We start from the raw sequence: 13,652 nt of genomic DNA, 5'->3' as shown, positions 1-13,652 counted from the left end.
CTAAGCAAGACAAAGAAGGATCTTACGATGAAACGTATTATCACTCTGGCTCTCGTAGCCGCTTTTGTCCTGAGCATGGCAGGCTTTGCTTCCGCTAAGGAAGTGAAGATGAAGGCTCAGATGACCACCGGTGTTTCCTTTATCAACAACACCGATTTCGCTGACGACAACGCAGAAGAAGACTTCTCCGCTAAGCAGCGTATGCGCGTATACTTTGACTACGTTGCTTCCGAGTCCGTGAACGCAGTTCTCGGTCTTGAGATGAACCACACCTGGGGCCAGGAAGGCGCTCAGCTGGGCACCGACGGCAACAAAGTTGTTGTGAAGCACGCATACACCAACTTCGTTGTTCCTGGAACTGAAGTTGCTGTTCGCGTTGGCCTCCAGCCTTTCGCATTCAAGGGCGCTTACGGCTCCCCGATCTTTGACGACGACGCTGCTGGTGTTGTTGTTAACGCTCCTATCAACGAAGCTCTCTCCCTGTCCGCTGCATGGGTTCGTGCATACGACAACCTGTCCGCACAGGCTGGCGACGTTGACCTCTTCACTCTGGCAGCTCCTGTCCAGGGCGAAGGCTTCAATGTCACTCCTTACGGTGCATTCGCTGCTATCGGTGAAGGTGCTCTTAACGCTATGGCTGCTGACCGCGACATCATGGCTGCTGACGGCCTCCTCGCTAACGGCGCAACCGCTACTGACAAAGACGCTCGTGCATACTGGGCTGGCGTGAACTTCGAAGTGACTGTCCTCGATCCCATCACCATCAAGGGTGACGTGATCTACGGCGCAGTTGCTGCTGACGAAGACAACAACGACCGTTCCGGTTACTTTGCTGACCTTGGCGTTGAGTACAAGGCTGGCTTTGGTACCGTTGGTGTTGTTGGTGTATACGGTTCCGGCAACGACGACGACGCTGACAACGGCTCCGAGGCTATGCCTGTCCTGAACGACTCCGGCTTTGGCCTGACTTCCTTCGGTTTCACCGGCGGACAGTGGACCGGTACTGACTCCATCCTTTCCGGTGGAGCTAGCTACGACATCGCTGCTGCTGGTCTTTACATCACCGACCTGTCCTTCGTTGAAGGCCTGTCCCACAAAGTGATCGCTCTCTACGGTACTGGTACCTCCGAGGACGCTTCCTACAGCGCTGTCACCGATGATGACACCTTCCTGGAAGTGAACTTCGACTCCAACTACCAGATCTACGAGAACCTCGCTGCAGTTGTTGAACTTGGTTACATCTACATGGACAAGGACAACGGCTCTGACGACGACGCTGCTAAGGCTGCTTTCTACCTGAAGTACAGCTTCTAAGTAGAAAACAGTTTTCCGACGCCATTTCAGGCCGGGGTGCGCAAGCCCCGGCCTTTTTTATGCCCAAAATCCAGTCCAGCATCCGGCAGTCTCCACATAAAGTACCCTTTTCCGCATAGCCTTTCTTTCTATTCTTTGTACATTTTTGTAAAACAAAGCATAAAATAAAACAGCACGCTTCCATTTCTTTTAGAATAATTTGGTATGAAATTATTTTTTTAAAAATAGATAACTATCTTAATCATTTCGTCCTATCGATAAATATACACCGAAATTCAAGTATAAAATATTTTACGGTAAAAATTTTTATACTTTTTTTCATTTCCAGACGAAATCCCCTTGAAATCTGCGAAAAACCAATATAGTCCGACAGTGTTCCCAATGGGGACAGGCGTCGGAGGCCTGAAAAGACCTCTTTTTCGCAAAACAAAGAAGGATTCTAAAATGAAACGCATTATTACTCTGGCTCTCGTTGCAGCATACGTGCTCAGCATGGCCGGCTTCGCTTCCGCTAAGGAAGTGAACATGAAGGCAGAGTTCATCGAATCTCTGCAGTGGTCCGACAACCACAACTTTAAGGCTGATGACGGCGAAGATGACTTCACCGCAAAGCAGCGCGTCCGCGTCTACTTTGACTATGTTGCTTCCGAGACCCTCAACGCAGTTCTCGGTCTTGAAATCTCCCACTCCTGGGGCCAGAAAGGCGCACAGCTTGGCACCGATGGCGACAACGTTAAGGTTAAGCACGCATACACCAACTTTGTTGTTCCTGGAACCGAAGTTGCTGTCCGCGCTGGTCTCCAGCCTTTCGCCTACAAAGGCGCATATGGCTCCCCGATCTTTGACGACGACGCTGCTGGCATCGTCATCAACGCTCCTATCAACGACGCTGTTGCTCTGAGCGCTGCTTGGATTCGTGCATTTGACAATGCTAATGGCGACAAGAACGATGCAGACTTCGATCTGTTCACTCTCGCTGCTGACATTCAGGGTGAAGGCTTTGCCGTGACCCCTTACGCTGTCTACGGCGCACTTGGCCAGAACGCTCTCGAAAGCAATTCTGAGTTCTACGCTCACGATACAGCTGCTGGTCTCGCTACCATCGGTGCTATCGACGCAGAAGAGAATGCAGACGTATACTGGGCTGGCATCAACTACGAAGTCACCATGTTTGATCCCTTCACCATTAAGGGTGACGTGATCTACGGTGCTGTTGCTGCTGACGAAGACAAAAACGACCGCTCCGGTTGGTTTGCTGATCTCGGCGTTGAGTACAAGCTCGGCTTTGGTACCCTCGGTGTTGCTGCACTGTACGGTACTGGTGACGACGACGACATCTCCGACGGTTCCGAAGCTATGCCGGTCCTGAACGACTCTGGCTTCAGCCTGACCTCCTTCGGCTTCTCCGGCGCTACTGGCACCGGTGCCGACTCCCTGCTTGGCTCTGCTCGCTACGACATGTGGGCAATCGGCGCATACCTCGCTGATTTCTCCTTTGTTGAAGACCTGAGCCACAAGTTCATCGTTGTTTACGGCCAGGGCACCACCGACAGCGAAGCTGTTGAAGGTACCGACGTAAGCGGCAATGACTTTGCTCCAGTCCTGACCGACGAAGACTCCTTCATCGAAGTGAACTTCGACTCCACCTACCAGATCTACGAGAACCTCGCTGCTATCGTAGAACTCGGCTACATCCACATGGATCGTGACGACGACACCTGGAAGGCAAGCGACCTCGACGATGCAGAAGATGCATACAAGGCTGCTTTCTACCTGAAGTACAACTTCTAAAGATTTCTTTTCATAATCCGACGCCAATACAGGCCGGGGTGCGCAAACCCCGGCCTTTTTTGTGCTCTCTGAAAAGTCGCTCAGCGCCAAAAAAATCCTGACACAGCTTCCCTTGATTCAAAAAAATCTTTTATCTTCTGTTTTTCCTCACATTTACAACAAGACCTGCCGCGTAAGGATATTGTATTGTTTATTTTTTTTAACCGTATAATTTTTTGTACTTTTCTATATGAAATATAGCTATACCACTTGAAACATACATTTTTTCGTTATACGCACACAGTGTCTCCTACAGAGACATGGCGTTGGTTCTTTCTCAGAGTTCATTCACGCAAAACTCTCAAGGATCTCAAAATGAAACGCATTCTGACCCTCGCTTTGGTCGCTGCTTTCGTGATGGGACTGGCTGGATTCGCTTCCGCTAAGGAAGTTCAGATGAAAGGCCAGTTCGTTCACAACCTGACCTGGATTGACAATGCAGATTTCCAGGATGACAACGCAGAAGACGACTTCACTGCTGACCAGCGTGTCCGCGTGTACTTCGACTACGTTGCTTCTGAAACCCTGAACGCTGTTCTTGGTTTCGAAATCAACTCCGAATGGGGTAACATTGACGAAGGTGGCGATCTTGGCACAGACGGCAACACCGTTCTGGTCAAGCACGCTTACACCAATTTTGTTGTGCCGAGCACTCCGGTTAACGTCCGTGTTGGTCTCCAGCCGGTCGCATGGCCCGGTGCTTACGGTTCCCCGATCTTTGACGACGATGCTGCTGGCATCCTCGTTTCTTCTCCCATCACTGATAACGTTGCCATCACCCTCGGCTGGGTCCGTGGCTATGACGACGTCAACATTAGTGACAGAAAGCCTAATGACGACATGGATATCTTTACCGCACTGCTGCCCATCAAGGGTGACGGCTTTGCTGTAACTCCTTACGTCATTTACTCCGCTCTCGGTGAAGATCTTATGGACCTCACTGGCGACTCTGCTTTCTCGTCTACCGACACCATTAAGGGTGTTGGCTCCATGACACCTGTCAACGCTACTGACAACCTTGATGTCTGGTGGGGCGGCCTCAACTTTGAGGTTTCCATGCTCGATCCTTTCACCTTCAAGGGTGATGTGATCTACGGCACCGTCCGTGCCGACCAGGAAGAGAATGATCGCTCTGGCTGGTTTGCAGACCTCGGTGTTGAATACAAATTCAGCTTTGCAACTCTCGGCATCATGGGCTTGTATGGTTCCGGCGACGACGATGACCTCGACGACGGCTCCGAAGCTATGCCTGTCCTGAACGACTCCGGCTTTGGCCTGACCCATTTTGGTTTCTCCGGTGCAACCACCGGTGGCCAGGACGGTTTCCTCGGCGCAGCACGCTACGACATGTGGGCCATTGGTGCTTACCTGCTCGACCTGTCCTTCGTCGAAGACCTCAGCCACAAACTGATCGTTGTTTATGGTCAGGGTACTACCGACAGCGAAGCTATCGATGCTGCTAACTACAACAACGACTTCGCTCCGACCCTGACTGATGAAGATTCCTTCATCGAAGTCAACTTCGACACCACCTACATGATCTACGAAAACCTCGCTGCTATCGTTGAGCTTGGTTACATCAACATGGATCGTGACGAAGACACATGGAAGGGCACTGACCGCGAAGACGCCGACGACGACGCTCTCAAGGCTGCTTTCTACCTGAAGTACGACTTCTAGGTCTTTCTGAAAAAAACCAATGCCATTACAAAGGCCGGAGTGCGCAAACTCCGGCCTTTTTTCTGCTCTTTTTCCCTCTTTTGCCCCACACTTACTCCGGTTTATTACTGTAATTTGCACTAAGTAAATAACTTTACAGAACAAGAAAATACCCCCACCACACAAGATAAATAGAAAAGTTCATACAAAATATTTATAAATACTTGTTTTAAACCTTAAATACATATATTCTTCTTTCAAAGTTCGCTTATTGTGAGCTTTTGGCGTGGTTGAAGTTCCTTTAACTGCAAAACAAAGAAGGATTTTCTCATGAAACGTTTTATGACTCTGGCTTTGGTAGCCATGTTCGTGCTGGGTCTTGCCAGCATGTCAGCTGCTAAAGAAGTCCAGATGAAAGGCCAGTTTGTTCACCACGTAACGTGGCTGGACAATGCTGACTTCTCTAAGGACAACAGCGAAAACGAGTTCCGCGCTGATCAGCGTATCCGCGTGTACTTTGACTACATCTCTTCCGAAGCCCTGAACGCAGTTCTTGGTTTTGAAATCAACTCCCAGTGGGGTAATGTTGACGAAGGTGGCGACCTCGGTACTGACGGTCTGAGCGTTCTCGTAAAGCACGCCTACACCAACTTTGTTATTCCTCACACCCCTGTTTCCGTTCGCGTTGGTCTGCAGCCTGTCGCATGGAAGGGCGCTTATGGATCCCCCATCTTTGATGACGACGCTGCTGGCATCATCATGAACGCTCCCTTCACAGACTGGTTCTCCGCCTCTCTGGGTTGGGTCCGCGCATATGACAACCTCGCTGACGACGAAAACAAACTTCGTCCCGACGATTCCATGGATCTCATCACTCTTAGCCTCGACTTCATGGGCGACGGCTGGAGCGTGACTCCTTACGGTATCTTCAGCTTCCTCGGCCACAATGCATGGAACGACATGTATGAACGTCAGTTCCCGAGCCCTGCAAACAGCACTGCTGAAGAAGATATCTTTGCCTTCAACGGCCTGGCACCTCTTGGCCCGAACTACCGTGCAGACGACGACATGTATGTTTGGTGGACCGGCCTGAACTTTGATGTTTCCGTCCTCGATCCTATCGTGATCAAGGGTGATTTCATCTACGGTTCTGTTGATGCTGACGAGTCTGAAAACGACCGCTCCGGTTGGTTCGCAGACCTCGGTATCGAATACAAGGTGAGCTGGGGTACCTTTGGTCTCATGGGTATGTACGGCTCTGGTGAAGACGATGATCTCGACAATGGTTCCGAAGCCATGCCTGTCCTGAACGACTCTGGCTTTGGCTTGACCACCTTTGGTTTCTCTGGCGCCGTTACTGGCGGCTTTGATTCCGCTCTTGGCACCGCACGTTACGACATGTGGGCCATTGGTGCATACCTTGCTGACTTCACCTTCATCGAAGACCTTACTCACAAACTGATCGTTGTTTACGGTCAGGGCACCTCTGATAGCGAAGCTATTGAAGATGCAGTTACTGCTGGCACAGATCCCTTTGATCTGGGCGCAGTTCTTTCTGATGAAGACTCCTTCGTGGAAGTCAACTTTGACACTCAGTACATGATCTATGAAAACCTCGCTGCTATCGCAGAGCTGGGTTACATCTACATGGATCGTGACTCTGACACCTGGAAGGGTTCCGACCTTGAAGACGCCGACGACGACGCATTCAAGGCTGCTTTCTACCTGAAGTACGACTTCTAGGGTCAGTCCCGAATTTCTCCACGCCAATCCGGGCCGGAGTGCGCAAGCTCCGGCCCTTTTTATTGCGATGGGCTCAAGAACATTACCCAAATCCCTCTACCCATCTCCACAACCCACTCCATGACCGCTCGACTTTTCTGCAACTCTTTTCTATACCTGTTCTCCTACAAGGTTTTTCTGCGCATCCAACAGTATGGTTTTGCGCACACATTCAACATTCTAAGGAGACGCACATGCCCTGCCGCATTATTGCCTGCCCTGATGCCTCACAGTTCGACGGCATTCAGGAATGGCTTTCCGGGCGCGAAGACCCCGGAAAAAACGTCGATGCTCTCGTTCAGGAGATTATCGATACGGTTCGGGAACGCGGTGACGAAGCTCTTGCAGAGTACTGCCGCAAATTTGACTGCAAAACCCTCACGGCGGGCGAGCTGCGTGTCCATCATCATGAAATCACTTCTGCCCTAGCCGAAGTTTCTGAAGAAACCCTCGCAATTCTGACTGAAGCTGCTGAAAACATCCGCAGTTTCCACAGCCAGCAAAAAGAAAAATCGTGGTGGACAACCAAAGAAGACGGCACGATTCTGGGCCAGCGCGTGACACCTGTTGAACGTGTCGGTCTCTATGTCCCCGGCGGACAGGGAGGCGAAACACCGCTTATCTCCAGCCTGCTCATGAATGCCATTCCGGCTCAGGTTGCTGGTGTTTCTGAAATCGCTGTCGTGACACCACCTCGTGCCGACGGCACGATCAACCCGACACTTTTGGCCGCGGCTCACCTGCTCGGCATTACGGAAATCTACAAGACAGGAAGTGCATGGGCCATCGCAGCCCTTGTCTACGGGACAGAGTGCATTGCCCCGGTTGATGTCATCGCAGGACCCGGCAATATTTTTGTAACCACGGCAAAGCGGCTACTCACGGGCAAAGTCGGTATCGACATGATTGCTGGTCCCAGTGAAATTTCCATTCTTGCAGATAACTCAGCCTCTGCTGAATGGCTTGCTGCGGACATGCTCTCTCAGGCCGAGCACGACAGTCTGGCCAGCGCAGTTCTGATTACACCAGACAAGGCGCTCGCCGAAAACGTTCAGGCCCAGCTCGCACAGCAGCTTGAGGAGCTTCCACGCAAAGACATTGCCGCTGCATCCCTCAAGGACTGGGGCGCAATCATTGTCTGCGACTCACTCGAAGCTGGTGCAGGCATCGTCAACCGCATTGCACCTGAACACCTTGAGCTTGCCGTGAGCGATCCATGGGCAACACTTGGCAGCATCCGCCACGCAGGAGCCATCTTCATGGGGCACCACACTCCAGAGCCTGTTGGTGACTATTTTGCCGGTCCAAACCACGTCCTCCCGACGCTTGGGACAGCCCGTTTCTCCTCAGCGCTTTCGGTGCAGACCTTCTGTAAAAAAACAAGCATTATTGCTGCGCAGCCTGCATTTACGGAAGCGCATGCGCATAAAATTGCCCAGCTTGCACGCCTCGAGGGGCTGGAAGCACATGCGCGAAGCGTCGAAAAACGCTCCAAGTAGCTCTTTATGGAATTTGGGTGTGTCTTTTGCACTTTCAAAGTCAGCGCATTTTGAGTATGTCTGACACACCCAATACCAATTTCCATTTTTAAGGAGCACAGTTTCATGAAGGTCGTGACACGTACCGAAATTCAGGAGTTTCCTCTTGTTTCGCGCGGTAAAGTCCGTGATATTTATGATCTTGGTGAAGATCGTCTGCTGATTGTAACGACAGACCGCATGTCTGCCTTTGATGTCATCATGAATGAGCCTATCCCCTACAAGGGTGCCATTCTGAACCAGATCACCCTGTTCTGGATGGACAAATTTAAAGACATCATCCCCAACCACCTCATCACCGCTGACGTCAAAGAATTCCCTGCGGAACTTGCTCCCTATGCAGAGGAGCTTGAGGGTCGTTCTGTGATCGTCAAAAAGGCCAAACCCCTGACCATCGAATGCATCGTTCGTGGATTTATCACAGGCTCTGGCTGGAAAGATTATCAGGCTCATGGTTCCCTGTGCGGCTACGCCCTTCCGGCTGGTCTCCAGGAATCCGAGCAGCTCCCGGAAGTTCTCTTCACTCCCTCGACCAAGGCGGAACTTGGCGAACACGACGAGAATATCACTCTGGAGCAGGCACGCGAGCGAGTTGGAGCGGAACTCCTCGACCGTGTTAATGACGTGGTTCACCAGATTTATTCCACAGCTCGCGACTACGCAGCAGAAAAGGGCATCATCATTGCCGACACTAAGTTTGAATTTGGCCTCGTTGACGGCGAGCTGATTCTCATTGACGAAGTGCTGACACCTGATTCCTCCCGTTTCTGGCCTGCCAAGAGCTACAAGCCCGGCGCATCTCAGCCGAGCTTCGACAAACAGTACCTCAGAGACTGGCTTTCTGCTCAGGACTGGGACAAAACGCCTCCGGCACCTACTCTGCCTCAGGATGTGATTGACCAGACTTTCAGCAAATATGCTGAAGCCTTTGAAATCCTGACAGGAACCCCCTTCTCTACAAAGTAGTTCCACAAGGCCTGCGCTCTGCGCAGGCCTTTTTTGTCACACAAAAGCCACACGATCCCCTTCCCAACTCTGCAATTCGTGTTTATTTGTTTGAAGCAGTATAGAAAAAGCGTAGCTTATCCTCCTTTTCCCCATCATTTTTTCCACTCTCCGCTGTACACAAGTCTGTCTGCTTGACAGGACCACCTGTGCAGGCCATAACTGCAATGCGCACCCGTTGCGCATGCGTTATATCTGTACGTAACTATTGCGTACGCAATAAGATAGGAAATTCATATGAAGTTGACAGATCTGAAGCACCTGAATCTCAGGGTGCCGGATTTCCAGATGCCAGACATCAAAATGCCTGAGCTGCATATTGCTGATCTGGTCGCCAAAATCCCTGTTATCCAGGGTGGAATGGGAGTAGGAATCTCCCTTTCTGGCCTTGCATCCGCCGTTGCCAACGAAGGTGGCATTGGTGTTATTGCGGCCGCTATGATTGGAACCGACGAGCCGGGACTCGCTAAAAATCCCGAAAAAGCACACACGGATGCGCTGGCACGCGAAATTCGCACTGCCCGCGAAAAGACCAACGGCCTTATCGGCGTCAACATCATGGTGGCACTGAGTAACTTTGCCGACATGGTCAAAACGTCCATCAAAGAAGGTGCAGACGTCATTATTTCTGGCGCCGGACTTCCGCTCGACCTCCCGAAATATCTGTCGGACGGCGCAAAAACACGTCTCATTCCTATTGTCAGTTCTGGCCGAGCCGCCACGATTCTGTGCAAGAAATGGCTGAAAAAATTTGATTACATCCCTGATGCCTTTGTCGTTGAAGGTCCTAAAGCAGGTGGGCACCTTGGCTTCAAGCCTGAGCAGATTGATGACCCTGCTTTCAGACTCGAAAATCTGGTGCAGGAAGTTGTTGCCGCAGTAAAGCCCTTTGAAGAAAAGCACGGCTGCCGCATCCCGATCATTGCCGCTGGCGGCGTTTTCTCTGGCGCAGACATCAGAAAAATGCTCTCCATTGGCGCCTCAGGTGTGCAGATGGGCACCCGCTTTGTTGCCACGGATGAATGCGACGCAGACATCAAGTTCAAAGAAGCATACGTCAACGCCACCGAAGACGATATTGAGATCATTAAAAGCCCCGTCGGCCTCCCCGGCCGTGCCATTCGGAGTGAAATGATTACGGCATGCAAAAATGGCGAACGTAAGCCATTCAAATGCGTCTTCCACTGCGTAAAGACCTGCGACCCGGAAAAAAGTCCGTACTGCATTGCCAGAGCACTGGCGAACGCAAAACGCGGAAAGCTCAAGCATGGGTTCGCCTTTGCAGGGGCCAATGTTCCGCGCATCGACAAAATCATTCCCGTAAGGGAGCTTGTCCAAACTCTTAAAGAAGAGTTTGCGCAGTCTGCCCCAGCTTTGCAGCCTGCATAGACAGCATTCTCTTTTACGCTAAAAAAAACGTGGCTGTTCGGTTGCCTATCCGAGCAGCCACGTTTATGTTTGCACCTCAAAGGAGGAACACACGAATGCTGCTCGAAGGGAAAAAAGTTCTCATTTTTGGCGTGGCAAACCAGAAAAGTATTGCTTACGCAGTTGCTAAGGAATGTAAAAAACACGGCGCACAGATCGCTCTGAGCTACGTCAACGACGCAATCAAAAAACGCGTTGAACCCATTTGCGAAGAGCTTGACGGCGACTTCACGTTCAAGGCTGACCTTTCTGACGATGCCGAAGTCAAAAAAGCCGCTGATGAAGTTCGCGAAAAATGGGGTTCCGTGGATGTCATCATCCATTCGGTTGCCTTTGCTGATCGCGAGGATCTCAAGGGACGCTTTGTTGAAACCTCCCGTGACGGATTCAAGCTTGCGCTCGATATTTCTGCCTATTCACTCGTTGCTGTCTGCCGCGAATTCGAAGACCTCATGTCCGAAGGCGGCGCAGTTGTTACCATGACCTATCACGGCTCCCAGAAGGTCATCACCAACTACAACGTTATGGGTGTTGCCAAGGCAGCCCTCGAAGCCAGCGTCCGCTACCTTGCTGCCGACCTTGGCAAAAAAGGTATTCGCGTCAACGCCATCAGCGCTGGCCCGCTCAAAACTCTTGCATCTTCTGGCATTCACGGCTTCAAGCACATCCTGTCTCACATTGAAGAAAACGCCCCTCTGGGCCGGAATGTGACGCAGGAAGATGTTGGCCGCACTGCCATTTATCTGACCTCAGAGCTTGGCTCTGGAACAACTGGCGAAGTCGTTTACGTCGACGCCGGATACAACATTATGGGCATCTAGTCCGTTTCGAACAGATTCTTTTGTCCCGACAGGGGGAGAGCTTTTGCTCTCCCCTTTTTTGTGCCGAACATTTACAAAGCACATGGTCCACAGGTACAAACACAGAAGACACGTATCACGAACGGAGAACGTACATATGGGTATTCCCTTTAATAGCTTAAAAACTCAGCTTGCCCCGTACCACACGGAGTTTCGGCAGGCTTTTGAAGACATCCTGGATCGCGGCTGGTTCCTCATGGGTCCCGAAGTCGACGCCTTTGAAACTGAATTTGCCGCTTGGCTCAGCCTCAAGCACGCTGTCACAGTTGGCAACGGCACTGATGGCCTCATTCTCGCCCTTCGCGCCCTGAAACTCAAAAAAGGCGACGAAGTCATTCTTCCCTCACACACGGCGCTCCCCTGCTATCACGCCGTGCTCGCCGCAGGTGCGACTCCGGTTTTTGCCGAAATCGAAGAAGCCTATTACACGCTCTCGCCTGCCAGCGTCGAGCGCATGATAACTCCACGCACCAAGGCCGTCATGGCGGTACATCTCTATGGCCAGTGTTGCGATCTTGGCCCGCTTCGCGAGCTGTGCTCTTCGCACAAAATCCCCCTGCTTGAGGACTGCGCCCAGTCTCACGGAGCTGTGTACAACGGAGCAAAAGCTGGCCAGACAGGTGACATTGCCGCCTTCTCTTTCTACCCAACCAAGAACCTTGGTGCTCTTGGCGATGGCGGTGCTGTGGTCTGCAACAGTGATGATCTTGCAGAGCATCTGCGACTGCTCAAGCAGTATGGCGAAGCCCACCGCTATGAAAGTGTCACTCCCGGTCTGAACAGCCGCATGGATGAAATGCAGGCAGCATTTTTACGCATTCGCCTCCAGCACCTTGCCGATGAAACCGCAAAGCGTCAGGCAATTGCCAAAGCCTACACGGAAACACTTTCCGACTGCCCACAGGTCACCCCCCCCGCAGTTCGCAAAGGATGTGAGCACGTCTATCATCTCTATGTGATTCGCGCCGAGCGTCGCGATGAGCTTATGGCTGCCCTCAAGGAACAGGGAATTGGAACTGCTATCCATTACCCAATCCCCGGCCACAGGCAGACCCTCTTCGCCAATGGAGAAACACCCTTCTCTGCCGATGACCTAAGCATCACAGAACGCATCGCTGGAGAAATTTTAAGTCTCCCCATGTATCCAGGACTCGAAGAGTCTGAAATACATACAGTTTGTAACGCAATACGAGCTTTCTACGGGAAGTCCTCTCGATAATGTTGACGTATCGTCCATGAACGGTATTATGGAAATGAATTTTGTTTCCAAGACCTTCAGCCAAGGAGACCGTTTATGGATTATATAATTGCCATTATCATTCTTGTTGCACTGTATTTTTTGCTCAACAAGGTCATTCTCCCTAAGCTTGGAATTAAAAATTGCGGTTCTTTGCCAGGGAGTTGCAAGTGGGAAAAACAACCACCAGTCGACAAAGAGCAGGAAACTCCGCTCAAACAAGAAGAAACCGAAGAAAAAAAGCCTGAATAAGTGTGGCTCACCCCCTCCCCCTTTTCGCTACACAAAATTTATTTTCGCTTTTTTTACGGAAAACACTTGCCAAAGCTGCAGAGATTCCTTAACAACTCTCTTCACGCGGAGAGGTGTCCGAGTCTGGCTTAAGGAGCACGCCTGGAAAGCGTGTATACCCTAACGGGTATCGGAGGTTCGAATCCTCTCCTCTCCGCCACCGTGATTATACAAACGGCTTCTGTTTTTTACAGAGGCCGTTTTTTTATATGTTTGAAACTTTTTTCATTTTTTCTCTTGCCAAGACCAAAAGACTCCTATAGTAATCCTCTTCGTCGAAACGACGCGGAGAGGTGTCCGAGTCTGGCTTAAGGAGCACGCCTGGAAAGCGTGTATACCCTAACGGGTATCGGAGGTTCAAATCCTCTCCTCTCCGCCAGTATGACTACAATAAAGCGACTTCTGTTTTCAGAAGTCGCTTTTTTTGTGCCCAAAGAAGAAGAAACCGGGGCCAGCCCCGGACCCCGCGTAAGGGAATGATTCCCTTACGTATCCTCAGCGAGTTTGAATTCCATCCACGCTTCGCGTGAATGGAATTCAAACTTGTTGGGCATAACGTCGAGAGTCTCTTTCCCGTGCGTTCGCCACCATTTTCTTTTTGAACGCTCGCGTTCAGAAAGAAAGGATTGGAGCGCAAAGAAAAAGAACACACGGGACGCCCACTAGCTCAAAAAAAACACGGCTGATGGAGAGGAAAGCAAAGCTTTC

The 13,652-nt window shown here is 51.1% G+C and carries 10 protein-coding genes and 2 tRNA genes; all 12 read left to right on the top strand.

The features are described from left to right. The first annotated feature begins 27 nt into the window (after window positions 1-27). The 12 genes from B5D23_RS03275 to B5D23_RS03220 all read left to right on the top strand — a co-directional run bounded on the left by B5D23_RS03275 (window position 28) and on the right by B5D23_RS03220 (window position 13,323). The gene (locus tag B5D23_RS03275) at window positions 28-1,314 is read left to right on the top strand and encodes an outer membrane homotrimeric porin (RefSeq protein ID WP_078683978.1); all 1,287 of its coding nucleotides are present in this window, start codon (window positions 28-30) and stop codon (window positions 1,312-1,314) included. A gap of 444 nt (window positions 1,315-1,758) precedes the next feature. Beyond that, window positions 1,759-3,105, top strand: a complete 1,347-nt coding sequence (locus B5D23_RS03270) for an outer membrane homotrimeric porin (protein ID WP_078683977.1) — start codon at window positions 1,759-1,761, stop codon at window positions 3,103-3,105. A gap of 354 nt (window positions 3,106-3,459) precedes the next feature. Further along, the gene (locus B5D23_RS03265) at window positions 3,460-4,824 is read left to right on the top strand and encodes an outer membrane homotrimeric porin (protein WP_078683976.1); all 1,365 of its coding nucleotides are present in this window, start codon (window positions 3,460-3,462) and stop codon (window positions 4,822-4,824) included. 309 nt (window positions 4,825-5,133) lie between these two features. Continuing rightward, window positions 5,134-6,546 carry an outer membrane homotrimeric porin gene (locus B5D23_RS03260; protein WP_078683975.1) on the top strand — a complete coding sequence of 471 codons (1,413 nt, stop codon included), beginning with the start codon at window positions 5,134-5,136 and terminating at the stop codon, window positions 6,544-6,546. Between the two features lie 233 nt (window positions 6,547-6,779). Continuing rightward, window positions 6,780-8,084 (top strand): histidinol dehydrogenase, encoded by a 1,305-nt coding sequence (hisD, locus tag B5D23_RS03255; protein ID WP_078683974.1) that lies wholly within the window; start codon window positions 6,780-6,782, stop codon window positions 8,082-8,084. A gap of 105 nt (window positions 8,085-8,189) precedes the next feature. Next, window positions 8,190-9,089, top strand: coding sequence for a phosphoribosylaminoimidazolesuccinocarboxamide synthase (locus tag B5D23_RS03250; RefSeq protein ID WP_078683973.1), 900 nt, complete (start codon window positions 8,190-8,192; stop codon window positions 9,087-9,089). A gap of 336 nt (window positions 9,090-9,425) precedes the next feature. Continuing rightward, window positions 9,426-10,517, top strand: a complete 1,092-nt coding sequence (locus B5D23_RS03245) for an NAD(P)H-dependent flavin oxidoreductase (RefSeq protein WP_144012546.1) — start codon at window positions 9,426-9,428, stop codon at window positions 10,515-10,517. Between the two features lie 95 nt (window positions 10,518-10,612). Beyond that, on the top strand, window positions 10,613-11,377 hold the full coding sequence (locus tag B5D23_RS03240; protein ID WP_078683972.1) for an enoyl-ACP reductase FabI: 765 nt from the start codon (window positions 10,613-10,615) through the stop codon (window positions 11,375-11,377). A 136-nt stretch (window positions 11,378-11,513) separates the two neighbouring features. Next, window positions 11,514-12,635, top strand: a complete 1,122-nt coding sequence (locus B5D23_RS03235) for a DegT/DnrJ/EryC1/StrS family aminotransferase (protein ID WP_078683971.1) — start codon at window positions 11,514-11,516, stop codon at window positions 12,633-12,635. 75 nt (window positions 12,636-12,710) lie between these two features. Continuing rightward, window positions 12,711-12,905: a hypothetical protein gene (locus tag B5D23_RS03230; RefSeq protein ID WP_078683970.1), complete on the top strand. Its 195-nt coding sequence runs from the start codon at window positions 12,711-12,713 to the stop codon at window positions 12,903-12,905. Window positions 12,906-13,012: 107 nt separating this feature from the next. Next, window positions 13,013-13,104 (top strand) — tRNA-Ser (locus B5D23_RS03225). A 127-nt stretch (window positions 13,105-13,231) separates the two neighbouring features. Next, window positions 13,232-13,323 (top strand) — tRNA-Ser (locus tag B5D23_RS03220). The last annotated feature ends 329 nt before the right edge of the window (window positions 13,324-13,652 follow it).

It is taken from the genome of Desulfobaculum bizertense DSM 18034, from assembly GCF_900167065.1.
Taxonomy (GTDB): domain Bacteria; phylum Desulfobacterota; class Desulfovibrionia; order Desulfovibrionales; family Desulfovibrionaceae; genus Desulfobaculum; species Desulfobaculum bizertense.
This window is presented reverse-complemented; position numbering and strand designations above follow the sequence as displayed.

Coding starts and splice junctions, on each gene's coding strand:
- B5D23_RS03275 (WP_078683978.1), top strand. CDS start 28: ATGAAACGTATTATCACTCTGGCTCTCGTAGCCGCTTTTGTCCTGAGC.
- B5D23_RS03270 (WP_078683977.1), top strand. CDS start 1,759: ATGAAACGCATTATTACTCTGGCTCTCGTTGCAGCATACGTGCTCAGC.
- B5D23_RS03265 (WP_078683976.1), top strand. CDS start 3,460: ATGAAACGCATTCTGACCCTCGCTTTGGTCGCTGCTTTCGTGATGGGA.
- B5D23_RS03260 (WP_078683975.1), top strand. CDS start 5,134: ATGAAACGTTTTATGACTCTGGCTTTGGTAGCCATGTTCGTGCTGGGT.
- hisD (WP_078683974.1), top strand. CDS start 6,780: ATGCCCTGCCGCATTATTGCCTGCCCTGATGCCTCACAGTTCGACGGC.
- B5D23_RS03250 (WP_078683973.1), top strand. CDS start 8,190: ATGAAGGTCGTGACACGTACCGAAATTCAGGAGTTTCCTCTTGTTTCG.
- B5D23_RS03240 (WP_078683972.1), top strand. CDS start 10,613: ATGCTGCTCGAAGGGAAAAAAGTTCTCATTTTTGGCGTGGCAAACCAG.
- B5D23_RS03235 (WP_078683971.1), top strand. CDS start 11,514: ATGGGTATTCCCTTTAATAGCTTAAAAACTCAGCTTGCCCCGTACCAC.
- B5D23_RS03230 (WP_078683970.1), top strand. CDS start 12,711: ATGGATTATATAATTGCCATTATCATTCTTGTTGCACTGTATTTTTTG.